Annotated in this window: 23 protein-coding genes and 1 pseudogene; 13 read left to right on the plus strand and 11 right to left on the minus strand. The window is 64.0% G+C overall.

Annotated features, from left to right (window positions below; genetic code table 11):
• Positions 1 to 11: 11 nt before the first annotated feature.
• Positions 12 to 854, minus strand: a complete 843-nt coding sequence (locus ACTJK4_RS13555) for a class I SAM-dependent methyltransferase (RefSeq protein WP_440475899.1) — start codon at positions 852 to 854, stop codon at positions 12 to 14.
• A gap of 215 nt (positions 855 to 1,069) precedes the next feature.
• Here ACTJK4_RS13555 and ACTJK4_RS13560 point away from each other — a divergent pair, with 215 nt between their 5' ends.
• On the plus strand, positions 1,070 to 2,332 hold the full coding sequence (locus ACTJK4_RS13560) for a TIGR03862 family flavoprotein (protein ID WP_440818137.1): 1,263 nt from the start codon (positions 1,070 to 1,072) through the stop codon (positions 2,330 to 2,332).
• A 9-nt stretch (positions 2,333 to 2,341) separates the two neighbouring features.
• Here ACTJK4_RS13560 and ACTJK4_RS13565 read toward each other — a convergent pair whose 3' ends face one another.
• Positions 2,342 to 3,496, minus strand: coding sequence for a methyltransferase (locus ACTJK4_RS13565; RefSeq protein ID WP_440818138.1), 1,155 nt, complete (start codon positions 3,494 to 3,496; stop codon positions 2,342 to 2,344).
• Between the two features lie 300 nt (positions 3,497 to 3,796).
• On the opposite strand from ACTJK4_RS13565, the gene ACTJK4_RS13570 reads away from it, so the two are divergent.
• The 5 genes from ACTJK4_RS13570 to ACTJK4_RS13590 all read left to right on the plus strand — a co-directional run bounded on the left by ACTJK4_RS13570 (position 3,797) and on the right by ACTJK4_RS13590 (position 9,273).
• Positions 3,797 to 4,531, plus strand: coding sequence for a DUF3348 domain-containing protein (locus ACTJK4_RS13570; RefSeq protein ID WP_440818139.1), 735 nt, complete (start codon positions 3,797 to 3,799; stop codon positions 4,529 to 4,531).
• Between the two features lie 18 nt (positions 4,532 to 4,549).
• Complete coding sequence (locus ACTJK4_RS13575) at positions 4,550 to 6,856, plus strand: DUF802 domain-containing protein (RefSeq protein WP_440818140.1); 2,307 nt, start codon at positions 4,550 to 4,552, stop codon at positions 6,854 to 6,856.
• Positions 6,853 to 7,506, plus strand: a complete 654-nt coding sequence (locus ACTJK4_RS13580) for an OmpA family protein (RefSeq protein WP_322018530.1) — start codon at positions 6,853 to 6,855, stop codon at positions 7,504 to 7,506. The genes ACTJK4_RS13575 and ACTJK4_RS13580 overlap by 4 nt, the downstream gene beginning before the upstream one ends.
• A complete protein-coding gene (locus ACTJK4_RS13585) occupies positions 7,484 to 8,128 on the plus strand; it encodes a DUF2894 domain-containing protein (RefSeq protein WP_440818141.1) in 645 nt (214 codons plus the stop codon). The genes ACTJK4_RS13580 and ACTJK4_RS13585 overlap by 23 nt, the downstream gene beginning before the upstream one ends.
• A 161-nt stretch (positions 8,129 to 8,289) precedes the next feature.
• Positions 8,290 to 9,273: a hypothetical protein gene (locus tag ACTJK4_RS13590; protein WP_260803201.1), complete on the plus strand. Its 984-nt coding sequence runs from the start codon at positions 8,290 to 8,292 to the stop codon at positions 9,271 to 9,273.
• Positions 9,274 to 9,351: 78 nt separating this feature from the next.
• Here the strand turns inward: ACTJK4_RS13590 and ACTJK4_RS13595 are convergent, their stop codons facing one another.
• The gene (locus ACTJK4_RS13595) at positions 9,352 to 9,777 is read right to left on the minus strand and encodes an HU family DNA-binding protein (protein WP_232039144.1); all 426 of its coding nucleotides are present in this window, start codon (positions 9,775 to 9,777) and stop codon (positions 9,352 to 9,354) included.
• 192 nt (positions 9,778 to 9,969) lie between these two features.
• On the opposite strand from ACTJK4_RS13595, the gene ACTJK4_RS13600 reads away from it, so the two are divergent.
• Both ACTJK4_RS13600 and ACTJK4_RS13605 read left to right on the plus strand, forming a co-directional pair.
• The gene (locus ACTJK4_RS13600; protein WP_433868222.1) at positions 9,970 to 11,172 is read left to right on the plus strand and encodes a DUF2252 family protein; all 1,203 of its coding nucleotides are present in this window, start codon (positions 9,970 to 9,972) and stop codon (positions 11,170 to 11,172) included.
• Between the two features lie 131 nt (positions 11,173 to 11,303).
• On the plus strand, positions 11,304 to 12,173 hold the full coding sequence (locus tag ACTJK4_RS13605; protein ID WP_440818142.1) for an NmrA family NAD(P)-binding protein: 870 nt from the start codon (positions 11,304 to 11,306) through the stop codon (positions 12,171 to 12,173).
• Positions 12,174 to 12,206: 33 nt separating this feature from the next.
• Here the strand turns inward: ACTJK4_RS13605 and ACTJK4_RS13610 are convergent, their stop codons facing one another.
• Complete coding sequence (locus tag ACTJK4_RS13610; RefSeq protein ID WP_440818143.1) at positions 12,207 to 13,481, minus strand: Nramp family divalent metal transporter; 1,275 nt, start codon at positions 13,479 to 13,481, stop codon at positions 12,207 to 12,209.
• A gap of 144 nt (positions 13,482 to 13,625) precedes the next feature.
• Between ACTJK4_RS13610 and ACTJK4_RS13615 the strand changes: the two genes are divergently transcribed.
• The 3 genes from ACTJK4_RS13615 (at position 13,626) to ACTJK4_RS13625 (ending at position 15,007) form a co-directional block, all read left to right on the plus strand.
• On the plus strand, positions 13,626 to 14,495 hold the full coding sequence (locus ACTJK4_RS13615) for a manganese catalase family protein (protein ID WP_232039147.1): 870 nt from the start codon (positions 13,626 to 13,628) through the stop codon (positions 14,493 to 14,495).
• Between the two features lie 87 nt (positions 14,496 to 14,582).
• On the plus strand, positions 14,583 to 14,765 hold the full coding sequence (locus ACTJK4_RS13620) for a hypothetical protein (protein WP_373407682.1): 183 nt from the start codon (positions 14,583 to 14,585) through the stop codon (positions 14,763 to 14,765).
• Positions 14,765 to 15,007, plus strand: coding sequence for a DUF6566 family protein (locus ACTJK4_RS13625; RefSeq protein WP_440818162.1), 243 nt, complete (start codon positions 14,765 to 14,767; stop codon positions 15,005 to 15,007). Before ACTJK4_RS13620 ends, ACTJK4_RS13625 begins: the two co-directional genes overlap by 1 nt.
• Positions 15,008 to 15,095: 88 nt before the next feature.
• Here ACTJK4_RS13625 and pdeM read toward each other — a convergent pair whose 3' ends face one another.
• The 4 genes and pseudogenes from pdeM to ACTJK4_RS13645 form a co-directional block, all read right to left on the minus strand.
• Complete coding sequence (pdeM, locus tag ACTJK4_RS13630) at positions 15,096 to 15,761, minus strand: ligase-associated DNA damage response endonuclease PdeM (RefSeq protein ID WP_440818144.1); 666 nt, start codon at positions 15,759 to 15,761, stop codon at positions 15,096 to 15,098.
• Positions 15,758 to 18,360: pseudogene (locus ACTJK4_RS13635) on the minus strand (ligase-associated DNA damage response DEXH box helicase). Before ACTJK4_RS13635 ends, pdeM begins: the two are co-directional and overlap by 4 nt.
• Positions 18,357 to 20,003 (minus strand): ATP-dependent DNA ligase, encoded by a 1,647-nt coding sequence (locus tag ACTJK4_RS13640; protein WP_440818145.1) that lies wholly within the window; start codon positions 20,001 to 20,003, stop codon positions 18,357 to 18,359. Before ACTJK4_RS13640 ends, ACTJK4_RS13635 begins: the two are co-directional and overlap by 4 nt.
• Positions 20,000 to 21,046, minus strand: a complete 1,047-nt coding sequence (locus tag ACTJK4_RS13645; protein ID WP_440818146.1) for a ligase-associated DNA damage response exonuclease — start codon at positions 21,044 to 21,046, stop codon at positions 20,000 to 20,002. Before ACTJK4_RS13645 ends, ACTJK4_RS13640 begins: the two co-directional genes overlap by 4 nt.
• 495 nt (positions 21,047 to 21,541) lie before the next feature.
• Here ACTJK4_RS13645 and ACTJK4_RS13650 point away from each other — a divergent pair, with 495 nt between their 5' ends.
• Together ACTJK4_RS13650 and ACTJK4_RS13655 are read left to right on the plus strand one after the other, a co-directional pair.
• Positions 21,542 to 21,994 carry a hypothetical protein gene (locus ACTJK4_RS13650; RefSeq protein WP_260803191.1) on the plus strand — a complete coding sequence of 151 codons (453 nt, stop codon included), beginning with the start codon at positions 21,542 to 21,544 and terminating at the stop codon, positions 21,992 to 21,994.
• A 155-nt stretch (positions 21,995 to 22,149) separates the two neighbouring features.
• Positions 22,150 to 22,536, plus strand: coding sequence for a hypothetical protein (locus ACTJK4_RS13655; RefSeq protein WP_316871664.1), 387 nt, complete (start codon positions 22,150 to 22,152; stop codon positions 22,534 to 22,536).
• A 47-nt stretch (positions 22,537 to 22,583) separates the two neighbouring features.
• Here ACTJK4_RS13655 and ACTJK4_RS13660 read toward each other — a convergent pair whose 3' ends face one another.
• The 3 genes from ACTJK4_RS13660 to ACTJK4_RS13670 all read right to left on the minus strand — a co-directional run bounded on the left by ACTJK4_RS13660 (position 22,584) and on the right by ACTJK4_RS13670 (position 26,682).
• Positions 22,584 to 23,246: a Crp/Fnr family transcriptional regulator gene (locus ACTJK4_RS13660; RefSeq protein WP_232039155.1), complete on the minus strand. Its 663-nt coding sequence runs from the start codon at positions 23,244 to 23,246 to the stop codon at positions 22,584 to 22,586.
• Between the two features lie 512 nt (positions 23,247 to 23,758).
• Positions 23,759 to 24,766 (minus strand): GGDEF domain-containing protein, encoded by a 1,008-nt coding sequence (locus tag ACTJK4_RS13665; protein WP_343620525.1) that lies wholly within the window; start codon positions 24,764 to 24,766, stop codon positions 23,759 to 23,761.
• Between the two features lie 854 nt (positions 24,767 to 25,620).
• Positions 25,621 to 26,682, minus strand: a complete 1,062-nt coding sequence (locus tag ACTJK4_RS13670) for an SDR family oxidoreductase (protein WP_440818147.1) — start codon at positions 26,680 to 26,682, stop codon at positions 25,621 to 25,623.
• Positions 26,683 to 26,721 lie beyond the last annotated feature (39 nt).

Genomic DNA, 26,721 nt, shown 5'->3' on the forward strand with positions numbered 1-26,721 from the left:
GTCCCACCTCTTCAGGAGCCAGCCGGTGCAAAGAACCGCTCGTGCAGTTCTCCCAGTCCCAGCGTGCTGATCACCTCGTTCAGCCGCTCGGTCGGGCGGCGGCGCGGCAGGTCTTTGTACTGCGCGATGATCAGCTCGTTCTTCATCGAGTGTTCCCACCCGACGAGTTCCGTTACGCTAACCTGATAGCCGTGCGCTTCAAGCTGCAGGCAGCGCAGCACGTTGGTGACCTGGCTGCCGAATTCACGCGTGTGCAGCGGGTGGCGCCAGATTTCCGTGAGCGCATTGCCGAGCGACTTGCCCTTGTTCTTGCGCAGCACGCCGGCCACCTCCGCCTGGCAACACGGCACCAGCACGATGTACTGCGCATGCTTTTCGAGCGCGAAGCGGATCGCGTCGTCCGTGGCGGTATTGCACGCATGCAATGCGGTCACGATGTCGATGGTGGGCGGCAGTCGGTCAGACGTAATCGACTCGGCCACCGACAGGTTCAGGAACGACATCCCCTTGAAGCCGAGCCTCGCGGCAAGTTCGGTCGACTTGGTGACCAGCTCTTCGCGCGTCTCAATGCCGTAAATGTGGGACGTGCCATCGCCCGGCTGTTCCTTGCAGAACAGGTCGTACAGGATGAAGCCGAGGTACGACTTGCCCGCGCCGTGATCGACGAGCGTGACGTGCCCCTTGGCTTGCTGCACGTCGGCCATCAGCGGCTCGATGAACTGGTACAGGTGATAGACCTGCTTGAGCTTGCGGCGGCTGTCCTGGTTCATCTTGCCGTCGCGCGTCAGGATGTGCAGTTCCTTGAGCAGCTCGATCGACTGGTTGGGGCGGATTTCGTGGGTCTTGTTGGACATCGTCAGGACAGCCTGGGCGACATGTCGCACGGAAGGGGATCGGTGCGGCGGCGCGGAGAAAAAGCGGAAAGAGGGCGCCAGTTTACCGAAAAGCGCAGTGGGCGACGGCAAGCGCACGTCAGTGGCCGCCACCCGCGGCCTCGTTTGCCCGCGCTCGGGCAGGATGTGACAATAGCGCCCCGCTTGTCTGTCCCGCATGAACCCGTCCACCCCGCATGTCAGAAACACCTAACGCTCCTCTCGTTGCCGTGATCGGTGCCGGCCCTGCCGGGCTGATGGCCGCTGAAGTCCTGTCGCGCAACGGCGTGCGTGTGGAAGTGTTCGATGCCATGCCTTCGGCCGGGCGCAAGTTCCTGCTGGCGGGCATTGGGGGGATGAACATCACGCATTCCGAGCCGATCGACGCGTTCCTCGGGCGCTATCGCACTCGGCGCGAGGCGCTGGCGCCGTTCATCGGCCGCTTCAGCCCGGACGCTCTGCGTGCGTGGATCCATGGGCTTGGCATCGACACGTTTGTCGGCAGTTCGGGGCGGGTGTTTCCGACCGAGATGAAGGCCGCGCCCTTGCTGCGCGCATGGCTGCACCGGCTGCGCGAGGCGGGCGTGCAGTTGCACATGCGGCATCGCTGGGTGGGGTGGGCAGAACCGTCGGACCACGCGCAGGTGCTGCGCTTTGAAACCACCGATGTTGAACGGCTGGTGCAAGCCGACGCTGTGGTGCTGGCCATGGGCGGCGGCAGTTGGCCGCGCCTGGGCTCCGACGGCGCCTGGGTGCCGTTGCTGGAGGCGCGCGGCGTGCAGGTGCAGCCATTGCAGCCTGCCAACTGCGGGTTTGATGCCGATTGGAGCGTGCATTTCCAGAAGCGTTTTGCGGGGCAGCCGGTCAAGTCGGTCGCCATCGGTTTGCCGTCGGGCGATGAGGGTGCGCTGCAATTCCGCCAGGGCGAGTTCGTCGTCACGCAGACCGGCATTGAAGGCAGCCTCGTCTATGCGTTGTCAGCCCCGATTCGCGATGCGCTGGCCGCAGAGGGCAGTGCGACGATCTGGCTTGACCTTGCGCCAGGCTGGAGCGCGCAACGTGTGAGCGATGAACTGATGCGCCCGCGCGGCGCGCGCTCGATGTCGAGTCATCTGCAAAGCAAGCTGAATATCACGGGCGTAAAGCTCGGCCTGCTGCGCGAGTGCCTGAGCAAGGAAGCGTTTGCCGATCTTGCGCAACTGGCCAAGGCCATCAAGGCGTTGCCGTTGCGGCTCACACGCACGCGACCCATCGACGAGGCGATCAGCACCGCAGGCGGCGTCGCGTTTGAAGCGCTGGATGCAAAGCTGATGATCGAGCGGCTGCCGGGCGTGTTCTGCGCCGGCGAGATGCTCGACTGGGAGGCACCGACCGGCGGCTATCTGCTGACGGCGTGCTTCGCGAGCGGCGCCGCTGCAGGGCAGGGCGCGCTCGACTACCTGGCGAAGATGACGCGCTGAATTGCTGGGCTATTGGCGCGCCTTCAGGCGCCACAACGACGTCACCTCGGCAACACGGGCGCGATAGAGCGGGTCGTTTTCATCGGACGCCTTCGGGTGCTTCGGCTTGATGTCTTCCCGGCTAACAACCTGCAGGCCGGCAGCGTTGATCATGGCCAGCAGGGCATCGCGCGTGCGCAAGCCCAGGTGCTCGGCAAAGTCCGACAGGATCAACCAGCCTTCGCCATTGGGCTCCAGGTGGGCGGCCAGCCCGTCCAGGAAGCCGCGCAGCATGCGGCTGTCAGGGTCGTAGACGGCGCGCTCGATGGGCGAGCTTGGCCGCGCGGGCAGCCACGGCGGGTTGCACACGATCAGCGGGGCACGCCCTTCGGGAAACAGATCGGCCTCAACAATATCGACCTGGGTTTGCAGCCCAAGGCGCGCCACGTTCTCACGGGCGCAGGCCAGGGCACGCGGGTCCTGGTCCGTGCCGATGACGCGCTTCACGCCGCGTTTGGCCAGCACCGCTGCCAGCACCCCTGTACCCGTGCCGATATCGAATGCCAGCGCTTTTGAAGGCAACGGCGCCTTCGCCACCAGTTCGATGTATTCCCCGCGCACGGGCGAGAACACGCCGTAGTGCGGGTGAATGCGCTCACCACCGAGCGCGGGAATCTCGACCCCTTTCTTGCGCCACTCATGCGCGCCGATCAGGCCCAGCAGCTCACGCAGCGAGACGACGGAAGCGGCGTTGCTCGTGTTGTAGGCCTCCGTGCAGGCCTCGCGCATGTCGGGGGCGCGGCGCAGCGGGATCGTGTAATCCGCATCCAGCGGAATCAGCAGCATGCCGAGCGTGCGGGCGCGCTGCGATTGCGCCTGCCGGTGCAGGTTGAACGCATCGATGGGCGAGGTGGGTTCCTTGCGTGCCTTGCCGGGTTTGCGATCGGTGCGGCGGGACATCGCCTGGAGCAGTTGGCGCGCGTTCTGGAAATCGCCCTGCCAGAGCAGTGCGGTGCCTTCGCACGCGAGGCGGTAGGCGGCATCGGCGGTGGTCCGATCGTCGGCGATGACCACGCGCTTGGGCGGCGGATTGCCGGCTTCGGAGCGCCAGAGGGCGGTATGGACGGCGTCGCTGCTGGCTTCAGGGCGGTCGTCGGTCCAGGTCAGGGTGGGGTGGTCGGTCACGGGGGAAATGGGCGGAAGGCGGGGGAGGGTGCGGTCGTGGGCGACACGATACCGCTGTCGGCGTGATCGCACAAATGTGGGCGGGCGACCCGAGCGTCGCTGCACTGACGCGGTTTCGATGGGGCCTGTGTCAGAAAAAGACCCGATGCCAGGCTATGCGCGCGAAGAGGCGGGCCGCTATCGGCGGCGAGCCGATGGATCGCTGCAATTCTTCGGGCGAAGTGATTCTTCTGCCACCCAAAGACGCCAGTCCGACCCGGCAGGCAGTGTAAACTCCAGCCTTTTTTCGGCACTCGTAGCATGGCGCACGTCCAGCAACGCAGGGCGCTCAGCGCCCCTGCGCTGATCCGCATTCTTGCTCGCCTGGCGGACGTCGACGTTTCCGCATCCGCGCAGCCGCTTTCCGACCGGCTGAGCCGATGGCTCAGTTGGACGGATGCCATCACGCTGTCGTCGGCATTGAGCGCGGCACCGCCGGCCAGCGCCTCCAGCACGCGGCCTGTCGGTCCCGACGCCGAGACCATCGGCAGCCGTGTCCGTGCGGCGTTGACGAAATCCATCGCGTCCAGTTGCGCGCCAGAGACGAGGCCTGGGCCACGCGCGCCGATTCAGAACCCATCGGTGCCGTTGGTGGTCGACTATGCCGATTTTCGGCAGCGCTATGTGTTGATGCAGCAGACGATGGAACTGGAGATCGGCGACCTGCGTGCCCGTCTGCGTCGCCTGCTGGCTGCCAGGACGCCCGACCTCGCGCGGCTTGCGGTGCTGGATGCCAGCATGGAGCAGGCGCTCGCCGGCCGCGAACGTTCGTTGCTGGGGGCCATTCCGTCGATGCTGGGGCCGTACTTCGAGCGCTTGCGCGCGGCTGAGCAGCAGCGGCAGGCCGAGTTGCCCGCAGAGGGCCAGGCCACCCCATCCGCATCCCGCGCATGGCTGGACGCGTTCCGCAAGGATATGCAGAGCGTGCTCCTGGCCGAGCTAGATGTTCGTTTTCAACCGGTCGACGGGTTGCTCGCAGCCCTTCGCCCCCGCTAAGCGGGACAGACACCATTCATGTCCAGACTTCACCTGAATCTCATCGTTTTCTTTGTCGGGCTGGCGGCCTTGGGGTGGATTGCCGGCGGTTATCTGGTTGGCGGAAATCTGCTGGCACTGGCTGTAACGCTCGTGATTGGTGCCGCCTACGTGGCCGGCGCCCTGGAGCTGCGTCGCTATCGTCAGGCCACGAGCACCGTTGCGCAGGCGGTGACGGGGCTGTCCGAGGCACCGCCCAATCTGGCTACCTGGCTGGACCAACTGCACCCGAGTCTGCGCAATGCCGTACGCCTGCGCGTGGAAGGCGAGCGCGTTGCGCTGCCTGCGCCCGCGTTGACACCGTATCTGGTGGGCTTGCTGGTGCTGCTCGGTATGCTGGGCACGCTGCTCGGTATGGTGGTGACGCTCAAAGGCACAGGTGCGGCGCTGGAGAGCGCGACGGATCTGCAGGCGATCCGCGCATCGCTGGCCGCCCCGATCAAGGGGTTGGGATTCTCGTTCGGTACCTCGATTGCCGGTGTGGCGACATCCGCCATGCTGGGGTTGCTCTCGGCGCTGTGCCGGCGCGAGCGGCTGCAGGCAGTCCAGGCGCTCGACACGAAGATCGCGACCACGCTGCGCATCTATTCGCATGCGCATCAGCGTGAAGAGACGTTCAAGCTCCTGCAGCGGCAATCCGATGTGATGCCCGCACTGGTTGACCGGTTGCAGGCGATGATGGCGTCGCTGGAGCAGCAGAGTGCGGCCAGCAGCGAGCGACAGATCACCGCCCAGCAGGCATTTCTCGACAAGACGGAAGTTGCCTACAGCCAGCTTGCATCCTCGGTGGGCCAGTCGTTGAAAGACAGCGCATCGGAGAGCGCCCGCCTTGCGACCGCCGCCCTGCAGCCTGTGGTGGAAACGACGATGGCGGGGCTCGCCCGTGAATCGGCGGCGCTGCAGGAAACGGTCACGCACGCGGTGCAGCGTCAGCTGGATGGCCTGTCGACCCGCTTTGAAGCCACGGCCCAGACGGTTTCCGGCATCTGGAACAACGCCCTGTCGGCGCATCAACGTTCCAGCGAAGCCCTGGTTGGCCAAGTCGGTGCCTCGCTCGACCGGTTTGCCGAAACATTCGAGCAACGCTCGGCGCGGTTGCTCGATGGCGTAACCGACCGCCTGAACGCCACGGCGGGCGGCTTGTCCACCGCTTGGGCAGATGCGCTTGCCCGCCAAGATCAGGCCCACGCCGAACTGGCCGCCCGGAACCAGCGCGCGCTGGAGGCCGCTGCCGCCACGTTCGAGCAACACGCCGTGGCGTTGCAAGACGCGTCGCGCCAGTCGCATACGGCGCTGCAAGCCGCACTGGAAGCACGCGACGCGCAACGTCTGGCGGTCTGGACCGAGGCGCTCGGCGCCACGGGCGAGAAGCTGAGCCAGGCGTGGGAGAAAGCGGGCGCCGATACGGCAAATCGTCAGCAAGACATCTGCAATGCGCTGGCGCAGACCGCGCGCGATATCGCTTTGCAGCAGGAGGCGTCGCGCCAATCGCATGCCACGCTGCAAGCTGCGCTGGAAGCGCGCGACGCGCAACGTCTGGCGGCCTGGACCGATGCACTCGGCACGATGGCCGCCAAGCTGAGCGACGCGTGGGAGAAGACAGGCGCCGATACCGCGAGCCGTCAGCAACAGATTTGCGACGCACTGGCGCAAACCGCGCGCGATATCTCCGCGCAAACGCAGGCGCACGCCAACAACACGATCGGCGAGATTTCTCGCCTGGTGCAGGCCGCATCGGAAGCGCCCAAGGCGGCAGCGGAAGTGGTGGCCGAGCTGCGCCAGAAGCTGTCCGACAGCATGGTGCGCGATACCGCGATGCTGGACGAGCGTGCGCGCCTGCTGGGCACGCTGGAAACATTGCTCGACGCCGTCAACCATGCGTCGACCGAGCAGCGCACGGCGGTGGATGCGCTGGTGGCAACGTCGGCAGATCTGCTGGAGCGCGTGGGCGTGCGGTTTACCGATCGGGTGGAGGCCGAGACCGGCAAGCTTGGCGCGGTGGCTGCGCAGGTAACCGGCAGCGCGGTCGAGGTGGCGAGCCTGGGCGAGGCCTTTGGTGCGGCTGTGCAGCTGTTTGGCGAATCGAACGACAAGCTTGCGGCACAACTTCAGCGCATCGAAGCCGCGCTCGACAAGTCGCTCACCCGCAGCGACGAACAGCTTGCCTACTACGTGGCGCAGGCGCGTGAGGTGATCGACCTGAGCATGCTGTCTCAGAAGCAGATCCTGGAAGACCTGCAGCGGCTGGGTGACCAGCGCGCGCTGGCCGGGACCGAAGCGGCATGAACGACGAGATTGACGGTGGCATCGACGCCACAGCGCCGGTCTGGGCCGCGTTTGGCGACCTGATGTCGGTGCTGCTGGGCGCGTTCGTGCTGATCCTGGTGGGCGTGATCGGCGTGCAGCTGGAGCTGTCGTCCAAGCTGGAGAACGAGGTCAAGCAGCGCGAGGCCGAAGCGCAGCGCCGCAAGATTCTGGAGCAGGCCCTGGCTGGCCCGCTGGCGGCCGGGCGGGTGACGCTCGTCAACGGGCGCATCGGCATCAATGGCAATGTGCTGTTTGCGATCAACTCCGATCAGTTGCAGCCGGAAGGCCGTGCGCTGATGAAGAGCCTGGCGGGGCCGCTGGCTGCGTATCTCACGTCGCGTGAAGAGATCCTGATGGTGAGCGGCTTTTCCGATGACCAGCAGGTGCGTGCCGGCAATCGGCTGTTTGCCGATAACTGGGAGCTGTCCGCCAAGCGCGCCTTGACGGTGACGCGTGCGTTGATCGACGAAGGCATTCCGGCGTCGAGCGTGTTCGCGGCAGCGTTTGGATCGCAGCAGCCGGTGAGTTCCAATGCAGACGACGTGGGGCGCGCCAAGAACCGGCGGGTGGAGATCGCGCCTGTTCCAAGGCAGGCCGCTTCCAACGGTGGACGCCGTGAGCCGCACTGATTTGCCCACGCAAGCCACGCTCGACAGTTGGCGCGCAAGTGGCGCGGACCGCCTGGACCGCGTGCGCTTTTGCTTTATCGAAGCGCTGCATCGGCGCACGGCCGATCAAACCGGCGAGGCGCGGCGCATTCTCGATGCGCGGCTGGGCGCGCTGATGGCGGCCTACGCAGAAGACGTCGATCGCGCGACGGTGATGTCCGATGCGACCGGCGCAGAGGCACCTTCCGGCAGCGTGCTGTCCGAACTGCTGCGTGATATTGCCAACCGTGAACGCACGGATGTCGTGAGCGCTGCGGACGGCGGTCCGGGGCATCATCTCCACGCATTGCCGGAACTGAAGATTCTCGAAGACGTGCGGGACACCTGGTCCCGCGTCAGCGCCGAGAAACAGTTGCGCGATGCGTTGGACAAGGTGCCGGTGAATGCCGGTCCGCTGAATTCGAGCAGTCTTGTGCACCGGTCATTGCTATTGATGCGCGAGGTGTCCCCCGATTATCTGCGGCAGTTTTTGTCGTATGTGGACGCGCTTTCGTGGCTGGAGCGCATGAGCGGGGACGGCCCCTTCGCTGGCCACGACGCTGCCCGCGGCGGCGGCAAGGCCGCGCGGGGCAAGGCGCGCTAGCCGTCACAGCGGTAAATCATTTGAAAGGCGGCATAGGTTAACAAACGATCACCGTTGAAATGAGATAGATCGGTATATTTTCATTTCAACGATGTGCCGCTGCGCCGGATGAGGCGCGGCTGGATTCCAAAATCCGTTTGTTTCTCTGCCGAGGTGAACTGATGAAAACCGTTGCGCTCATTGCGCTGACTTGTGTTGCGCTCACGGCTTGTGGTGGTGGCGATTCGTCCTCCACGGTAGCGACCGGCTCCGGGTCGGGTTCCGGTACTGGTGCAGGCACGGGTTCGGGTTCGGGCTCGGGATCCGGCAGTGGTGGTGGCACCTCAGGCAGCACGCTGACGTTGCGCTACGAAGCGCTGACGCCCGCACCCGACGCAGCGAGTTTTCTGACGCAGGTGAATGCTGAAGGCGCAAAGGGCTTCCGCTATCTGAGCGATATGTTCAACGCAACGACCAACACGACGAGTTCGATCTTCGTCAACGACGGCGCTGCGCAAACGTATACGTACGAACTGGCCGCTGCGCAGACGACTCAGTCGACCTTCATCGCGCAAGCAAACGGCGAGGGCGCGCGCGGCTACCGCTTTGAAGGGCCGCTGACATACGGAAACCTCTATCGCAAGGATGGCGGCTCGTCAGCGACTTACACCTACGTGGCCGCTGCTTGGCCGACGAGTCAGGCAGCGTTTCTCACACAGGCGAACGGCCAGGGGCAGTCGGGCTATTGGCTGGTGGGCCCGATCATGCTGGGCTCGACCAGCGCGAGCCTGTACATGAAGAACAACGCGTCCAGCGCGACGTATACGTACGACGCGCTGGCGCCGCAAGCCAGCGCGGCGAGTTTCCTCGCACAGGCAAATAGCGAAGGCGCCAAGGGCTATCGCGGGAAGGGGGAGTTGGCGTTCGGCACCGATGTGGCCTGGATCTACGTGAAGGATCAGACGCAATCGCCGACGTTTACGTATCAGTCGGCCGCCATGCAGGCGAGCAGCGCGGCGTTCGTGCAGCAGTCGAATACGCTCGGCGCGCAGGGCATCGCCTACTTTGGCGACCTCGTGCTCGGGACGGCTGCGTCGTATTACTTCCAGCCCACGAACTGCGCGGGGTTCTTGTGCACGGCACTTAACCCGCTGACACAGAACTGAGCCTCACTTCCGGTTATTCCAGCCGGCAGACACGCAAAAAAAAGGGAGCCGAAGCTCCCTTTTTTTATGTGGCTGCGCTCAGCCGTTGATGGCTGCGTCCTTGACCTTCTTCAGGGCGCGGACCTTGACACGCACGGTTGCCGGTTTGGCTTCGAACCACTGGTCCACGCCAGTAAAGGGGTTCTTGCCGAAGCGGCGCTTGGTTGCCGGCACCTTGACCGACGTCACCTTGAACAGGCCCGGCAGCGTGAATTCACCGGCGCCCTTCTTGTGCAGCGAAGCCACGATGGTGTTCTCCAGATGGAGCAGCACCGCCTTCACCGCCTTGGCGTCGACGGCAGCTTGTTCAGCCAGATGGCTCACCAGGCTCGCCTTGGTGAACGTGTCCTTCAAAGGCTTGAGGGTCGGCGTCGTTGCGGCAGGCTTCTTTGCCGGAGCGGCCTTCTTAGCCGGCGAGGCCTTCTTTGCAGCGGTCTTGGCAGCGGTCTTGGTTTTGGTGGCCATAGTGAGAATAGATGGTTGAGTAAAGTTGACCATTCAATGGAAGCAACGCTGTGCAGCGCGCTTCGAGCAAGCATAGCAAAGGTTCAGCGCCGTTGAGGTGTTATCTCCACTGTCCGGTGGGCAGGGAACGCTTATTGCATGCGGTTTGGGGCGTCCATCAACCAGATCAAGCGTGCCAAGTTCAGCACAAGCATGGCCCAACGAAAATCGTCGCGTAGCGTGGTGAGCCCCAAGAATCGCGCGCCCGTGCTCACCCGGCTGCGTCAATCCAAGATGACGCGCTCGACCCATGCGTACGTTCGCGGCAGTACCGTGAGGTTTTACGAGTGGTTGAGCGAGGTGCAGCCGCACACGTTCCCAGAAGGGCCCATCATCTGGATTTGCGGCGATTGCCATGTCGGAAACCTTGGCCCCGTTGGCGATGCCTCTGGCGCCACGCACATACAGATCCGGGATATGGACCAGACCGTACTGGGCAATCCCGCGCACGACTTGATTCGGCTTGGCGTGTCGCTGGCGACGGCCGCCCGCGGATCGGACCTGCCCGGCATCGTGACCGCACGCATGGTGGAAGCGCTGATGGCGGGCTACCTGCACGGTATCGATCCGGATGCGGCGGCGCACCTGCCGCCGCGCCCCGCGTCCGTGCGCACGGCCATGAAGGCAGCGACAGCGCGCACGTGGAAAGAACTGGCCAAGGACCGGCTCGACGGCACGTCCCCCACCATTCCTCTCGGGCGCCATTTCTGGCCGCTCTCTCGCGAGGAACGGCGCGAACTGAAACAACTCGTGAGCCAGCACGAAGTGCTTGCCCTGGTGGCGCGCCTTTACGAAATGCCTGGGGAAGCCTCCGTCAGCATCGTCGATGCGGCGTACTGGGTCAAAGGCTGCAGCTCGCTCGGGCAGCGCCGTTATGCCGTCTTGCTGGCAGTCGACCAGGATCGCGGGCCGCGGTATCGGCTGATCGACATCAAGGAGGCGGGAAAGGCCGCAGCGCCCAGTGCCTGCGCAGCCGATATGCCCCGGATCAACGGCGAGCGCGTGGTCACGGGCGCGCGTCGTCTCTCTCCCGACCTGGGTGATCGCATGGCATGGGGACGCATGCTCGGCAGCAGCTTTTTCATGCGTGAGCTTCAACCGCAAGATATGAAGCTGTCCGTCGACAAGCTGGAGCACAAGGACGCCACGGTATTGGCTGCGTATCTGGGCAATGTCGTAGGCCTCGCACACGGCAGCCAGATGCCGCGAGATGTCGCCATGGCCTGGCACCGCGAGCTGGAGGCGCGTCACGGACGTTCCATCAATGCGCCGTTCTGGCTGTGGTCTTCGATTGTCGATCTGCTCGGGCTGCACGAGCGCCAGTATCTTGAGCACTGTCGTGCCTGGGCTGATTGATCCGATGCGCTGTCACGCATCCATCGGCAGGCACAAACGCTGCTTGCGAGGCATTCAGACCATCGCAAGTCATCCATGGCGATGGCGCTGGGCTGCTCGGGTACGCAGCCAAGACATCAAGGAGACGCGCGATGTACGTGGTGATGGGTGCAACCGGACACGTGGGGGGCGCCGTTGCGCAAACGCTGCTGGCGAGCGGGGAGCAGGTGACGATCCTGACCCGGAGGCCCGAGCGCGCAGGTCGCTGGCGGGACAAAGGTGCATCGGTCGCGATGGCCGACGTGGAGGACGTCGATTCGTTAAGGGCGGCATTCCGGCGCGGGCAGCGCGCATTCCTCCTCAACCCGCCTGCCGATATTGCCGGCGACACCGATGCGGCGGAGCGCCGGACGATCGCCAACATTCTCTCGGCACTGGAGGATTCAGGGCTGGAGAAGGTGGTGGCCGCGTCAACCTATGGCGCGCGCCCCGGGCAGGGCGTCGGCGACCTGACGACGTTGTGGGAATTGGAGGAGGGCTTGCGTCGCCAGCCAATCCCGGCCGCAATCAATCGTGGCGCCTATTACATGACCAACTGGGCCGGCCTGCTTGAGACAGTTACGCAGACGGGCAAGCTCCCGAGCATGTTCCCCGCCGACATGCCGATGCCGATGGTGGCACCGGCCGACCTGGGCGAGGCAGCGGCGGCGCGGCTCCTGACACCAGTGGAAGACGTGGGCGTGCGCTATGTGGAGGGCCCGCAGCGCTACACACCGCAGAATGTTGCACAAGCCATGGCGCGCACGCTTGGCCGTGGTGTGGCGGTGGAAGTTGCGCCACGCGACCGTTGGGAAACGATCTACAAAGGGCTCGGCTTCTCTGATGAAGCTGCCCGCGCCTACGTACGGATGACCGCCGTGACTCTGGACGAGGGTTTCGACATGTTGAGCGACGTTGTGCGCGGCCATGTCTCATTGGCAGATTTCATCGCAGCGGCGGTAGTGCAGGCGGCGCTCGCATGATCAGGCCGCCGAAATGAGCGCCGTCGCACATTGCTAGGCGACGAGATGGGCAAGCAGCGCACAGTTCAACCCCGCAACCAGCACTACCAGACCGTGACCGGCTGCATGCTGTCCCATCAAGTCGGGCCGGCGCGCCAACCAGATCAGCGCCGCCATGGGAAACGGCACCACCATGCTCAGAATCACTTGGCTCAGCACGAGGGCGCGCGTGACATCCATACCCGCCCCGATGACGATGAACGCAGGCACCATGGTGATCAGCCGGCGCATCCACACCGGCAAGCGCGCACGCAGGAAACCCTGCAGTACCATCTGCCCCGCCAGTGTGCCGACCACCGAGCTGGACAACCCCGACGCGATCAGCCCAACCAGAAACACCAGCCCGGCTGATGCCCCGAACAGCGGCGCCAACGTGACATAGGCATCCTCAATGCCAGCCACCTCCGCATGTGCGCCGTGAAACGCGCCCGCTGATACCACCACCATGGCGAGGTTGATGCAGCCAGCAGCGGCTAGCGCGGCCACCACCTCGCGGTTGGAATACCGAAGCAGTTGCGACGTCTCCGATGCACTGCGTGGGCGTACACGCGCATTGACCAGCCCCGAGTGCAGAAAGAGCGCGTGCGGCATCACCGTGGCCCCAACAATGCCCGCCGCCACCATGAATGCATCGGGCGGAAGTGCTGTGGGGACCAGGGTTTGCCGAAGGGCGGCCGTCCACGAAACAGGCAAGATCCACACTTGGATGATGTAAGAGATACCGATCACGGCCACCAGCGCGCCGATCATCAGCTCGACATGGCGGAACCCGCGCGCCTGCAGCGTCAGCAGCAGATAGGTCAGCACACCGGCGACAACCATGGCGTGCAGCAACGGCATTCCCGTCAGGAGTGCGATGCCGACAGCGGCACCGACGAACTCCGCAAGGTCGGTCGCCATGGCCGCAAGCTCGCTGAGCAACCACATGCCAACGCCGGCAGGTGCCGGCAAATGCGTGCGACAGAGCTGCGCCAGATTCTGGCCCGTCACAATGCCCACCCGTGCGGAGAGCATCTGGAAGAGCATCGCCACCAAGCTGGACGCGAGCACAACCCAGAGCAACTGATACCCGTATCGCGCACCGGCTTCAATGCCGGTGGCGATGTTGCCCGGGTCGGTATATGCCACGGAAACCACCACGGCCGGGCCCACAAACGGGATGCACGTGCGCCAACCGCGTCGCCGGCCTTCCAGCGCTTCGCGTGCGTGGGCGACGACGCATCGCGATGCAGAAGAGGTGTCGCGTTCAAGCGCGAGAGTGTCGTCCATGGAATCTCCCGGATAGGTGGCGCAGGGCCCTTCGCAACGCGCGTACCTGATTGCGCGCAGGGCAAGCGTGCGGCGTGCGATGGAACGGGTGTTGCGGAGAAGGGACGCGCCATGAAGGCACCCACCCATTCCCGGAGAACACCCATGTTCATGCACAACAAGCGATTGCAGTACACCGTTCGGGTCAGCGAAACCGATCCAGGCTTGGCCAACCTGTTGCTGGAACAGTTCGGTGGCCCGCAAGGCGAGCTTGCTGCCGCCATGCGCTACTTCACGCAAGCCGTGGCAGAAGAAGATGCAGGCCGCAAGGACATGCTCTACGACATCGCGACGGAGGAACTGAGCCACCTGGAGATCATCGGCACCATCGTCGCCATGCTCAATCGCGGTGCGAAAGGGGAATTGGCGGAAGCGGTGGACGAGCAGGCGGAGCTGTATCGCAAGCTCAATGGCGCCGGTAACGACAGCCATGTGACGCAGGTGCTCTATGGCGGCGGCCCGTCGTTGACGAACTCGGCGGGCGTACCGTGGACGGCGGCCTACATCGATTCGCTGGGCGAGCCCACGGCCGATTTGCGCTCGAACATCGCCGCCGAAGCACGCGCCAAGATCATCTACGAACGGTTGATCAACGTGAGCGACGACCCCGGTGTGCGCGATGCGCTCGGCTTTCTCATGACGCGCGAAGTGTCGCACCAGAAGTCGTTCGAGAAGGCGCTCTATGCCATCAACGGCAACTTCCCTCCGGGCAAGCTGCCGCCGGTGCCGGAGTTTAGTGATGCGTATTTCAAGATGTCGCGCGGCGGCCCCATCGTGCAGGCACCGTGGAATAGCGGCACGGGCCTTGAGCTGGTCGCGGACCCGCCGGTCCCCGTTGACGGTGGCGACGGCAATGCATCCGTCAATCTGACCGATGCCGAGTTGGAAGCGCTCGAAGCCATGAAGACGCGTCTGGCTTCGGACCCGGCTGTCGATCCCACCACCGGTGCGGAGCTTGGTGAAAAGAACGCGTGACAACCGCGCCCAGGCTCGGGTGCTGCGCCGCTCGGGCCTGGGCATTGCGTCTGTGCCAGGCACCGGCCGTTCCAGGCTTGATCAAACATGGAGACGCTCATGCATATGCAAGAACTGCTTGCGATCGCGGCGCTCACTCTTGCCGTGATTGCCATGTACTCCCTCGCCCGTGGCTTGCCCGCAGGTGTGTTCGGGGCGGGTGCGCAACCGCTCGCGCTGATGTATTCGGGCGTCAATCCGCCTCACCCTTTCTTGAACGGAAAGCGATGATGGCGAGCGATACGGCGCGTGAAGGCGAGGTGCGGTTCGAGTGTGCCGGCCATACGGTCACGGTCACCGCGGAGCAGGACGCGCAGGGCGTGTGGGTGCCGCGTATTGCTGTCGCAAACGGCGAGCGGCAGTTCCAAATCCGGGAAATATCCCAGACGTGGCGTGGCTGGCATACCGAAGGCGAGGCCGTTCGCGACGGTATGGAACAGGCGCGGTTGCTGCTCACGCATGAGCGGCCTTGAGTCCTGCTGTTCGATGCCGTCATGCCGGGCATGGAGGACGGCGTCGCCGTCGGCCATGAAACGATGGGCGAAGTCGTGGAAGTCGTGTCTAGCTCAAACCCGGTAGCGGCCAGACGCGGTCGTCAATCACTCCATAGAGCGCTTCGCCCGGCGCAACAGGTGCGGTCCACAACCCTGTGAACTCGCCGAATGCCGGTAGCAGCGCTCCGCATTGCCCAAAACGGAAGCACGGTAGCCGGAGCCGATCTTTTCCGCGTCCGCTGATGACAACGCCCGGGTGCACGTGACCGGCAATGACGTAGCGATCGGGCACCACTTGCGGCTCATGGCATAGCGCGAAGGGGCCGATCGCCCACGGCTCTTCCACCACGTTGAATCGCAGGTCCGCAGGCGGGTCGCCCGCATGGCGGTCGTGGTTGCCGCGGACCAGCGTGCAGGCTATGTCGGCGTGCCGTATGCGCCACGCGACGAGCGCGTCGATTGCACCGTGCGCCTCGCGCGCGTGGAGCAGGTCGCCGAGCCATGCAATATGTGCGACGGGTAACCGCGCCAGCATGGCATCCAGGCGGGCGATAGCCTGGACTGTGCTTCCGGCGGGCACCGGCACACCGCGCGCACGGAAGGTTGCCGCCTTGCCGAAATGCGCGTCGGCCACCATCAGCATGCGTTGCGCGGGCCACCACAGCGCGCGCTCGGGCAGGAGCCATACGGTCTCGCCCGCGCATTGGATGACGAGGTCTTGAGCAGAGGTCATAGCAGTGGCAGCGGCTTCGATGTCTTGCGCGGCCGGCGCGTGCGGCGGCTGGATTTGCCCGCGGTGTCGGGCGAATCGGTCAGGCGCAGCGCGGCCTGTACGTCTGTCTCGATGTCTGGCCGCGTTGCGGCATCCGGATCGGTCGGCTCGGGGCCGGCAGCGCGTTCTGCTTCGGCCAGCATGCGGGCGATCCGATCGGCGAGCTTCTCGGTCGAGAGTTGCTCGCGAAACCGCTCCACCATCAACGGAAAGCCGAACGGCGAAGGCCGGCGCAGTGTGCAGAGTTGGAGCTGCAAGCCGCGCATGCGGGTGAGGGCGGCTTCGATGCGGTCGAGGTCCAGCTCCTGGCGCAGCACTTCGGTTTCTGCCTGCGAGAGCAGCAGGTTGCCAGGGTCGTGGCGCCGGAAGACTTCATAGAACAAACCGGATGAAGCCTGCAACTGGCGGGTACTTTTGTGCGCGCCGGGGTAGCCCTGAAACACGAGCCCCGATACGCGTGCAATCTCGCGAAAGCGGCGTTGCGCCAGTTCTCCGGCGTTGAGGCTGGCCAGCACATCCTGCATGAGCGTGTGGGTCGCGAAGAGTTCGCCGCTGGCCAGCAGCGCGGGCCAGTCGATGGGCGTGGCCGACAGGAGTTCGAGGCCGTAGTCGTTGAACGCCAGGGAAAACGTGGCCGGCGTGCGATTGGCGGCGCGCCAGCCCAGCAAGCTTGCCAGCCCCAGGTGCGCATGCCGCCCGGCAAACGGGTAGAGAAAGAGATGCCAGCCTTCGCGGGAGTGCAGGGTTTCGGCCACCAGCGTTGCCGTGGTGGGCAGCGCAGACCAGCGCGCCTGCAGCTCCAGCAGCGGGCGCGCCGCTTCCATTTCGGGGCTGTCGAAACGCGCATGTGCCGCCGCATCGAGTTGCGCCACCACTGCGTGCGCCAGCTCGGTGGAAAGCGGCATGCGACCACCGTTCCAGCGCGGCACGGCAGCGCGTTTGCCGGTGGCGCGCCGCACATAGGCTGTCATGTCCTGCACGCGCACCAGCTCCAGCAGGCGGCCCGCAAACAGGAAGTTGTCGCCGGGGCGCAGCCGCGCAATGAAACCTTCCTCGATCGAGCCCAGCGCACCGCCGCCGGAAGCGCGCCACCAGCGCACGGTCATCGTTGCATCGCTGACGATGGTGCCGATGCTCATGCGGTGCCGCCGCGCGAGCCGTGCGTCGGGCACGCGCCAGATACCATGTTCATCGGGCGTGACGCGGTGGTAGTCGGGATACGCCGTGAGCGAGTGGCCGCCTTGCCGCACGAAGTCGAGCGCCCATTGCCACTCGTCGTCGCGCAGATCTCGGTAGGCCCATGCCCGGCGCACTTCCTGCAACAGCGCCTCGGGTACGAAGCCGCCCCCGAGTGCCACCGTCACCAGATGCTGGACCAGCACATCAAGCGGTGTATGCGGCGAGGTGCGGGCTTCCACGTGGCCCGACATGGCNCCGCGCCTTCCACGAGCTCAAGACTATGGGTGGGCACCACCGTCACGCGAGAAGGCCGGCCGGGTGCATGGCCAGATCGCCCTGCACGCTGCAACAGGCGCGCCACGCCCTTGGGTGAGCCGATCTGCAGTACGCGCTCCACCGGCAGAAAGTCCACACCCAAATCCAGGCTCGACGTGCAGAACACCGCCTTGAGCATGCCTTGCTTGAGTCCGGTCTCGACCCAGTCGCGCGTTGCGCGGTCCAGCGAGCCATGATGCAACGCAATCAGCCCCGCCCACTCCGGCCGCGCATTGATGACGGCCTGGTACCACAGCTCCGCCTGCGAGCGCGTATTGAGAAACACCAGCGCGGTGCGGGCACTTTCCAGCTCCTCAAGCACGTGGGGCAGCATCGCCATGCCCAGGTGTCCGGCCCACGGAAACCGGCCCACACCATCCGGCAGCAACGTATCGATCTCCATGCGCTTGGGCAGGTGGCCTTGCACCAGCGTGCCGGCGCTGGGCGCCGCCGCATCGCCCAGCGCGTCCATGGCTTCCGGCAGGTTGCCCAGTGTGGCTGAGAGGCCCCACACGACCAGCCCCGGCGACCACGCGCGCAACCGTGCCAGCGCCAATTGCACCTGCACGCCACGCTTGTTGCCGACCAGTTCGTGCCATTCATCCACGATCACCACGCGCACCGAGCCGAGCGCCTCACGCGCATCGGCACGCGCGAGCAGCAACGACAGGCTTTCGGGTGTTGTCACCAGGGCCGTGGGCAAGCGGCGCGATTGCGCTGCACGCTCGGCGCTGCCGGTGTCGCCGGTGCGCAGCCCGAGCGTCCAGTGCGGTGCCAGCGCCTGTGCAGCTTCGTTCAATGCCCGCGTGGTGTCGGCCGCCAGCGCACGCATGGGCGTGAGCCACAGCACCGACAAAGGCGGCGCGCCGCCGCGCCCGCGCACCTGCGCCAACCGCTGTAGCGCGCCGAGCCACACCGCATAGGTTTTTCCCGCCCCCGTGGTGGCGTGCAGCAGGCCCGATTCACCGCGTGCCATGGCCGACCACACGGTGCGCTGGAATGGCATTGGCGTCCAGCCACGCGCGGCAAACCACGCATCAAGATTGGGCATTGGGGGTTCGTTCATGGCGGAGGCAGCAGGCTTTCCAGTGCCTGCAATGTATCGGCTTCTGCGACCGGCTTGTCATGGCGCCAGCGCAGCATGCGCGGAAACCGTACCGCGATGCCGCTCTTGTGGCGCGCGCTGCGCGCAATGCCTTCAAAGCCGAGTTCAAACACCAGCGTTGGGGTCACGCTGCGCACGGGGCCAAAACTTTCAACCGTGGTCTTGCGGATGAGCGCGTCGACCTGGCGGATCTCCGCGTCGCTCAAGCCAGAGTACGCCTTGGCAAAGGGCACCAGCTTGCGCTCGGGCACCTCGGGCGGTGCATCCCATACGGCAAAGGTGTAGTCGGTGTAGAGGCTCGCACGCCGGCCGTGGCCGCGCTGCGCATAGATCAGGACGGCATCCACCGAGAACGGATCGATCTTCCACTTCCACCAGACGCCCACATCCTTGGTGCGCCCCACGCCGTAGCGCGCGTCGCGCCGCTTGAGCATCAGCCCCTCCACGCCGAGCTCGCGCGAGGCTTCACGCTGGCGCGCAAGGTGGTGCCAATCGTCGCCGTAAAGCAGCGGAGACAGCTCCAGCGCCGGATGAATGTATTCGGCAATCACGCGTTCAAGTTGCACGCGCCGCTCGCTTTGCGTGCGCTCGCGCAAATCCTGCCCTTGCCATTCCAGCAGGTCATACGCCAGGAGCACCGCCGGCGCTTCGCGCAGCACGCGCGCATTCAGCGTCTTGCGGCCGATGCGTTGCTGAAGCAGCGCAAAGGGCTGCACGCGGCCCTCTTGCCACACCACGATCTCGCCGTCGAGCACGGTGCCAGAAGGCAGCGCCTCCGCCATGGAGGACAGTTCGGGAAAGCGCTCGGTGATGAGTTCCTCGCCGCGAGACCACAGCCATGCGCTGTCGGCGCGACGCACGAGCTGTGCGCGGATGCCATCCCACTTCCATTCGATTTGCCAGTCAGCGGGCGCGCCGAGCAGTGTGTCGAAGGCGTCCACCTCGGCCTGTAGCGGGTGCGCGAGAAAGAACGGATACGGGTGGCCGGTATCGAGCGTGTGGCCGTCGACACTGGCATCGGCCAGCAGCGCGCGATAGCGCTCGGCCGTGGGCGCTTGGCCGATATCGGTATAGCCCATCAGCCGTTGCGCGACGTGCTTGGGATCGGTGCCGCCCACTTCGGCCAGTGCGCGCGTGACCAGCAGTTTTGACACCCCCACACGAAACGCCCCCGTGATCAGCTTCATCAACACCAGCCGCGCTTTCAACGGAAGGCCGCGGCACAGTTCAGCCAGGCGTGGCAGCACCAGCTCGGGCGGCTGCCCGCGCAACGGCAGCAGGCGGGCTTCCATCCACTCGGCCAGGCTGGTGTCGTCTGCGTGATCTGCATCGGGCAGGACGAGGGCGATGGTCTCGGCCAGGTCGCCTACGGCTTGGTAGCACTCGTCAAACAGCCATTCGGGCAGGCCGGATGTGGTCTGCGCAAAGCTGGCGAGCACGCGCGCGGGCACCAACTGGCGGGGCTTGCCGCCGGCCAGGAAGTAGACCGCCCAGGCTGCGTCGGCATCGGGCGCGGTGCGCAGGTAGGCCACCAGTGCGGCCAACTTGCCGTTGCTCGATGTGGTGGCGTCGAGCTGCGCGTACAGGTCGGCAAAGGCTTTCATGGCGCGGGAGGGGCCGCTGGTTCGACTTCTTCGCCTGCATCGACTTCTTCGCCTTCGTCGCCATACTCGGTGGCGAAGGCGCGCGCATCCAGGCCGCGCTCGCATAGCCAGCGCACCATCGGCGCGACTTGGCCATGCGTGACATAGACCCGCGTGGCGCCCGTGGCATCAATGGCTTGCAGCAAGCCGGGCCAGTCTGCGTGATCGGACAGCACGATGCCGCGATCGACGCCGCGCCGCCGGCGTGCCCCGCGAAGCTGCATCCAGCCGCTGGCAAAGGCATCGGCATAGTCGCCAAAACGGCGCATCCACGGTGTGCGTTGGGCGGAGGGCGGTGCCAGCACGAGTGCGCGTCGCAATTCAGCGCGGGGCACGTCGGCCGCCAGTTGCGTGGGTGGGAGCGCCACGCCCGCGTGCCGATAGGCGGTGTCCAACTGCACCATGGCGCCGTGCGAAACAATTGGCCCGATGCCGGTATCGAGCCCCGACAGAATGCGCTGAGCCTTTCCGAACGCATAGCAGAACACGACGCTCGCGCGGCCCGCCTCGGCATTGTCCCGCCACCATGCATTGAGCTGCGCAAAGATCTCGGTCTGCGGCCGCCAGTGGTAGATCGGCAGTCCGAATGTGGATTCGGTGATGAATGTATTGCAGCGCACGGGCTCGAACGGCGTGCAGGTGCTATCCGCCTCGACCTTGTAGTCGCCGGACACGACCCACACGTCGCCGCGGTATTCCAGCCGCACCTGCGCAGAGCCCAGCACGTGCCCTGCCGGATGAAAGCTCAACCGGACGCCGTGATGGACGATGGATTCGCCGTACGACAGCGTCTGCAGGGGGATGTTGTCACCCAGGCGCGCACGCAGCACGCCCGCACCAGGGGCGGCAGCGAGGTAATGCTGGTGCCCGATGCGGGCGTGGTCACTGTGGGCGTGCGTGATGACGGCGCGGTCAACCGGCCGCCAAGGGTCAATGTAGAAGTCGCCTACTGGGCAGTACAAGCCTTTGGGCGTTGTCACGATCAGTTCCGCTGCGCTGGTCATCACTCGCTCTCATTCGAGACCCCTATCAGGTTTTGGCGACAACATTAACGCAATGGCTGCTTATGCGCAGGCTCGCCACGCATGTCGGCCGGGCGCGGCTCAGTAGGCTGCGCAAGCGAAAGTCCGCCGCAGCCCGTCGATGCCAGGAAGAACAGCCAACCTGCTGCTGTTCGTTTTGTCACTTGTAATGCGTAATGCATGCGTGGCCTCCGTTGCGCTCCCGTGGGCGGAAGCAGCCGGCATGCCAGGGCTCTTCGCCGGTGGGCGCGGAGCGATTGGCTTTCCGGGCAACGGAGGCGGTCGGCCATTTCTGCAATAGAGGGGAAAAAGGGACGATCGGCGGTCTTGGAGCGCTGAAAATCGCGAGCGTCATTTCTCAGGTGCTGCGCGACAGATCCAGAGGTTGATCTGTATCAGCCAACGAAGGCCGGCGTCGGCTTACCGTGGAGTGCTATTAGAAAGAGCCATCCAATAGGCTGAAAACGGGGAAACGTCATGCTTGAACAACAACCAGACGAGGTGGTCGCCGCCACGCTTTGGGAACTGGAGTCCTCAGTGTCCCGTGCGTTAGCCAGAGGGGCCCTCGTCAATTCGACTCGTGCCAATTGCGGTGGCTACGACGTGGCAGCGAAGTGGACCATGTCTACAGCCCGTGGCAATCGGCAGGAATGCACGTTGGCGGTGCATTTCAGTGTGGCTGAGGCCAAGGCGTACTGCCGATTCAATCATCCAAGACGGGAAGAGATCTGTCGGCGGGTGAGCGAATGGCTGTCCGTCCAGTTGGAATTCCACGGCGGAGAACAGTGCGCAGACACGGGCTACGACCTGGTGCTCACCGTGCCAAACGGCTTCTTTCTTGATGAGAGAGACGCCATTCGTGTGGGGCGGCAGGACCGAGAACACGATTTTTCGCTTCATCGGGGCGCATCCCTGCCGCCATTGACGTGAGCGGCAGTTCTATCCGCAGGTTCTTGACGTGTGTCTGTCCACCGATCTGCCTTCTAAACGCCGGTTGATTGTGCGCCGTCAAGGCACAGGGGTGCGCAGCAGCTACCTTCGAATAGCGGCCCGAGAGTGTGGGCGCGCGGAAATGCGGAGGTCTTATGCGCGAGCGGATCAACGAAGCCGAAAGGACTTGTCTACGTGAACTCCAAGATGCGCTAACAGAAACGCTGCCTCGTCGGGCCGTCTTGCGGCTTGAAGGCGATGAACTGGGCGGAATCGATGTACACGCGTGGTGGATCGTAGAAGGCCCGCGAGGCGACAAGCAGGTCAATTCATTTTCATTTCACCTGACGGAGTTGATGTTGCAGGTCTACTTTCACCAGTCGATCGACGCTCGAGCAAGTACCTGCGGGCGATTGAAGGATTGGGCGAACTGGGCGCTCGAGGGCGCGGAAGAGACTGGCGACAACGATATGGGCTTCGATATCTGCGCGCTTGTGCCGGGAGGCATCTTTCGTCCGAGCGTCGATTTACAACGGTCCTGATGGCTCTTTGCGTCGGTATTCACGAGCCAACCCGCAAGCAAACGATCTTAGAAGGCACGATTTTTCTGAACACCTGCCTGTGAGACCGTCGCCAGCCCCTGGATGTCCAAAATCTGAATTTCGCGATGATTGACCCGCAAAATGCCCTCGCGCGCGAGCGAACTGAAAATTCGACTCACGGTTTCGAGCTGCATGGCTAGGTGCTCGGCAATCTCTTCGCGACTCATGCGCAGAATAATGTGCCGATCGGAAAAGCCCCGCTCTTTCAGGCGCTCCGAAAGATCGAGCAAGAAACTGGCGACGCGTTCCTCCGAGCGCATGGATCCGAGACAGAGCATCAGCCGTTGTTTGCGGCCGATGCGCGCGCTGAAGATCTGCGTAACCAGTTTTTGAATCGCACCTTCTTGCTGTGCTAACTCGGCAAGGTGCTTCCACGATACGGCGCACACCTCCGAGTCTTCCAATGCAATCGCGGTTGAGGTTCGGGTATCCGATTCGAATCCATCCGCGCCGAATATGTCGCCGCTCAGGTAGAACGCGGCAATCATCTCGCGGCCTTCGGCTGTGCCAAGCGTCAGCTTGAACGTACCGTATTTCACCGCGTAGATTTCATCCAGGGGATCGCCGGAGCGGAAGATTGACTCGCCTCTCTTTACCCGGATTTTTCGCTGTGCGATGTCTTCTACCAGCGCGGCTTCACGGGCGTTCAAACCGCGCGAAAGGCAAAGGTGACCGTTCCGACACGTGGTACAGCCTTGATTGGGGGCGCTCTCGGACATGGGGGGCATTTTGGGGGGGAAGACAATGGTGTTATCGGCCGCCGCTCAAAGAACTTCATGTTGCCACGTCAGATATCGGATACATGCCCTTACGCGCGCGCGGTCATTCGCGCCTTTCGGTGTGATCGGTCAGTCGCGGCGCGCAAATTCGTTGCGCAGGTGTGTCGAGATATCGGGGGGAGTTGGCTTACGATTCGGGCGAAAGATTTCTGCCCTGCCACGTGGCTCCATGTGCCTGGAAGACAGTGACGTTGTCTATTCGACAGCAGGTGCACTAGGGAACCACCCCCCTTAGGGCAGTAGACTTTTTCTCATGGGATGCCTTGGAAATCCGCTGCGGTGGATGTCTTCGCCTGTTCGGGCCGGTAAAGATCCGGCAACGGCAGCGGATCGCATTTGGAAGCGAGCGCGTTTTCCGCTCACCCACCATCTCACAGGAGCAGCTAGTCGGAGAACACGGTGTGGTTCTTGCCGGCGGTCTTCGCACGATACATCGCATTATCTGCGCGACGCATGATGGCAGGAATGTCGAGCGGTTTGCCTCCCGTGCCGGTTGAAAACAGATAGACGCCAATGCTGGCCGACACAGAAACTGGATGTCCATCAACGGTTTGAATCGCATTCAGTACCGACTGGACATCATCTGCAATGGCTTGCGCGTCTGTCTTGCTATCAAGGTCGCGCGCCAGAATCACGAACTCGTCGCCTCCCAAGCGGGAGAGCGTATCGCCCCGACGCATGCGAGCTTGCAAGGCTTGGGCAAAGCGTTGCAGCAGCAAGTCTCCTACTCCGTGCCCATATGCGTCGTTGACTTGTTTGAACCCGTCCAAATCAATGAGCAACAGGGCCGTTCGTTCCGCTTCGCCATCATGACCACAAAGTACGCGCGCGATGGTCTTCTCAAGGCTCTTGCGATTGCTCAGTCCAGTCAAAGGGTCGGTAGCGGCTCGCTTCTCGAGCCTGTTGACCAGCACTGACAAATAGATCGAGGTTGCGGTAACACCAAAGGCGATGCCCAGCGCGGCGGAAAAGTTCTCTTGCCACCATGGCGCCCATCGCATGAGCGCTGCAATGCCAGCAAGCGCGACAGTGCAGGAGAGTGCCAACATGCGTTTGCCATGGCGACACCCGGCGCCTACCAAAAACCAGAAGAAGGCCCAGAGCATGGGCAATGCTATCCGGCCGCCCGCGGCAAGAATCATCACCACCGAAGCCTGGTCCATGACGGTGGTCGTGACTAACCGTGTGCGCGATGGGCCGGACAGTGCATTGACAGCCATATACGTACCGACGCTGAATACGACATAGAAAAGACATGCCAATAGCGTTCGGTGGGCCTCTGGCGTTGGTTGGATGAACGCAACGACTCCATAGGCCAGGAAGGGCAGCGGGCCCAGGTAGATCCGCAACAGCGCTTGCTCATACTCCGGCAGCCTTTCAACGGCGCTCAAACGCCGTGCTCCGCTAACACCAAGTAAATCTGCCCATCTCATATCAACTCGCAAGCCACAACCTTTCTCCTTTTAGTCGAGTGTAGTTGAAGCACAGGCGCTGAAGTTCATCTGCCGACGTAGTGAATTGGTGGGGTTGCGCACGTCTTGCAGACGCGGCCTGTTTACCCCCCGGGGTCCAGCCGCACATGGGATTCCTCAGGAGAGCGAGTTGTCAGCGATTTCGTCCGATCGGGAGGGCGTCGAGGCAATGCGAGACAGCCCTGAATACGTTCTCGAAGGGGCCTTCTGATCATTCGAATCCCGTCCAATTTGAAGCGGCAAGTTCTGTTGTCGGGCGCGCCGCCATTTGTCTCGAAACGGTCAACGGCGACAGCGTGAACAGTATTCTCCCGGCTCTGCTAGATTTTCGAGCCGTTTGCGAAGTCACGCACGCTGCTTCGAAGGAGAGCGTATCGCGGCGGACTGAAGGTCACCGAAGAGTGAGACGTCAAGACAAAAGCCGGCCATTGGCCGGCTTTTTTGCCCGTCGGTTTTGCGACTGTTGAGGACCCGAGCGTCAAGATGCGCCGCGCCGATAAAGCATAACGTGGCCGAACGGGTAAACAACCATAACCTGTCCAAATAGCCACTTTATGCTTAACGGCACAGTTTTGTTGTTCCTCAATAAATCCCTAGATGGTGGGACGTACAGGATTTGAACCTGCCTGCCTGCGTCGGTAAACCGTCGCCGCTCGACCCATGAGCTACCGTCCCGCCTTCACTATATCGACCCTTCCTGAGGAAACCCGAGTCGGGACATCCCCCTAGCCGGATCGGTCAGTGCATCGTCCCGGAGGAGGCATCCGGACGCTCTACCCCGGAATGATGCTGCGCTGGCGTAAGTCGTCGAAGATGCGCATGAACATCGCCTCCGTCTCTACGTATTCGTGAAAGCCAAAGCGGCGTGCCTTGGAGCCGTCGCCGAACATGTCGTAATCCCACGAGAAAACGAAGTCGGCAAAGCGCCACGAAGACACATCGCGGTAGGGCGTGTTCGCCAGGCCATGCTTGGCGATCATGCTCTGCCAGAGCGGCGCCTTGTCGGCCATGACGTTGTCAAGCGACAAGGGCAGCGGTGGGGCGACTTCCAGGTCAAAGTACCGCGCGATCTTGGGCCACATTTCGCTCCAGCGGAATAGGTCACCGTTGTTGATGTTGAAGGCCTGGTTGGCGCAGCGCGCGTCGGTGGCAGCCCACACGGTGGCGCGGGCGAGCAGGCCGGCATCGGTCATTTCCAGCAGGTGGTCGTAAGCGCCGGGTTTCCCGGGAAAGCGCAGCGGCAGGCCCAGTTCTTTCGAGATCGACGCGTACATGGCGATGGCCACGGAAAGGTTCATCGGATTGCCCAGCGCAAAGCCGCCGACCACCGACGGGCGCATTGCCGACCATGTCCACGCCTTGCCCACCTGTCGTGCTTCCAGGAAGGTCTGCTGATCGAACATGAATTCGGGCGGCATGAAATGCGCATCGGTTTCACGTGCCGGGGTTTTGAACGGCCCGAGGTGGCCGCCGTAAACCTTGTAGCCCTGCATCAGGCTGATGTGCGTGAGATGTGGCGACGCGGCTTCCAAGGCGTCGACCACATTGGTCAGCATGGTGAGGTTGGGCGGCACCAGTTCAGCCCAGGTCGGACGATCCTGAAAGGCGGCGTAGAAGATGTGGGTAACGTCGCCAAGCGCGCGGAGCTTGGCGCGCGTGCCGGCCGCGTCGAGCAGGTCGACGGCCACATGTTGGATGCGCTCAGTGGATTCTCCGCCGCGGCGCGACAGGCCCACGATGCGCCAGTCGTCCAATGTGGCGAGGTGCTCGATCAGGTTGCGGCCGATCACGCCTTGTGCGCCCACGACGAGCGCGACTTTGTTCTGTGCAGTCATGTTGGTGTTGGGTTGAGCCCAACGCAGCGATGGCAATGG

The sequence above is a fragment of the Ralstonia sp. 22111 genome (genome assembly GCF_052045895.1).
Lineage (GTDB): Bacteria > Pseudomonadota > Gammaproteobacteria > Burkholderiales > Burkholderiaceae > Ralstonia > Ralstonia wenshanensis.

What these genes read in the sequence shown, in the direction of transcription:
- ACTJK4_RS13555 (WP_440475899.1), bottom strand. Translation starts at nt 854, where the DNA reads ATGTCCAACAAGACCCACGAAATCCGCCCCAACCAGTCGATCGAGCTG.
- ACTJK4_RS13560 (WP_440818137.1), top strand. Translation starts at nt 1,070, where the DNA reads ATGTCAGAAACACCTAACGCTCCTCTCGTTGCCGTGATCGGTGCCGGC.
- ACTJK4_RS13570 (WP_440818139.1), top strand. Translation starts at nt 3,797, where the DNA reads ATGGCGCACGTCCAGCAACGCAGGGCGCTCAGCGCCCCTGCGCTGATC.
- ACTJK4_RS13575 (WP_440818140.1), top strand. Translation starts at nt 4,550, where the DNA reads ATGTCCAGACTTCACCTGAATCTCATCGTTTTCTTTGTCGGGCTGGCG.
- ACTJK4_RS13580 (WP_322018530.1), top strand. Translation starts at nt 6,853, where the DNA reads ATGAACGACGAGATTGACGGTGGCATCGACGCCACAGCGCCGGTCTGG.
- ACTJK4_RS13590 (WP_260803201.1), top strand. Translation starts at nt 8,290, where the DNA reads ATGAAAACCGTTGCGCTCATTGCGCTGACTTGTGTTGCGCTCACGGCT.
- ACTJK4_RS13595 (WP_232039144.1), bottom strand. Translation starts at nt 9,777, where the DNA reads ATGGCCACCAAAACCAAGACCGCTGCCAAGACCGCTGCAAAGAAGGCC.
- ACTJK4_RS13600 (WP_433868222.1), top strand. Translation starts at nt 9,970, where the DNA reads ATGGCCCAACGAAAATCGTCGCGTAGCGTGGTGAGCCCCAAGAATCGC.
- ACTJK4_RS13605 (WP_440818142.1), top strand. Translation starts at nt 11,304, where the DNA reads ATGTACGTGGTGATGGGTGCAACCGGACACGTGGGGGGCGCCGTTGCG.
- ACTJK4_RS13610 (WP_440818143.1), bottom strand. Translation starts at nt 13,481, where the DNA reads ATGGACGACACTCTCGCGCTTGAACGCGACACCTCTTCTGCATCGCGA.
- ACTJK4_RS13615 (WP_232039147.1), top strand. Translation starts at nt 13,626, where the DNA reads ATGTTCATGCACAACAAGCGATTGCAGTACACCGTTCGGGTCAGCGAA.
- ACTJK4_RS13620 (WP_373407682.1), top strand. Translation starts at nt 14,583, where the DNA reads ATGGAGACGCTCATGCATATGCAAGAACTGCTTGCGATCGCGGCGCTC.
- ACTJK4_RS13625 (WP_440818162.1), top strand. Translation starts at nt 14,765, where the DNA reads ATGGCGAGCGATACGGCGCGTGAAGGCGAGGTGCGGTTCGAGTGTGCC.
- pdeM (WP_440818144.1), bottom strand. Translation starts at nt 15,761, where the DNA reads ATGACCTCTGCTCAAGACCTCGTCATCCAATGCGCGGGCGAGACCGTA.
- ACTJK4_RS13640 (WP_440818145.1), bottom strand. Translation starts at nt 20,003, where the DNA reads ATGAAAGCCTTTGCCGACCTGTACGCGCAGCTCGACGCCACCACATCG.
- ACTJK4_RS13645 (WP_440818146.1), bottom strand. Translation starts at nt 21,046, where the DNA reads ATGACCAGCGCAGCGGAACTGATCGTGACAACGCCCAAAGGCTTGTAC.
- ACTJK4_RS13650 (WP_260803191.1), top strand. Translation starts at nt 21,542, where the DNA reads ATGCTTGAACAACAACCAGACGAGGTGGTCGCCGCCACGCTTTGGGAA.
- ACTJK4_RS13655 (WP_316871664.1), top strand. Translation starts at nt 22,150, where the DNA reads ATGCGCGAGCGGATCAACGAAGCCGAAAGGACTTGTCTACGTGAACTC.
- ACTJK4_RS13670 (WP_440818147.1), bottom strand. Translation starts at nt 26,682, where the DNA reads ATGACTGCACAGAACAAAGTCGCGCTCGTCGTGGGCGCACAAGGCGTG.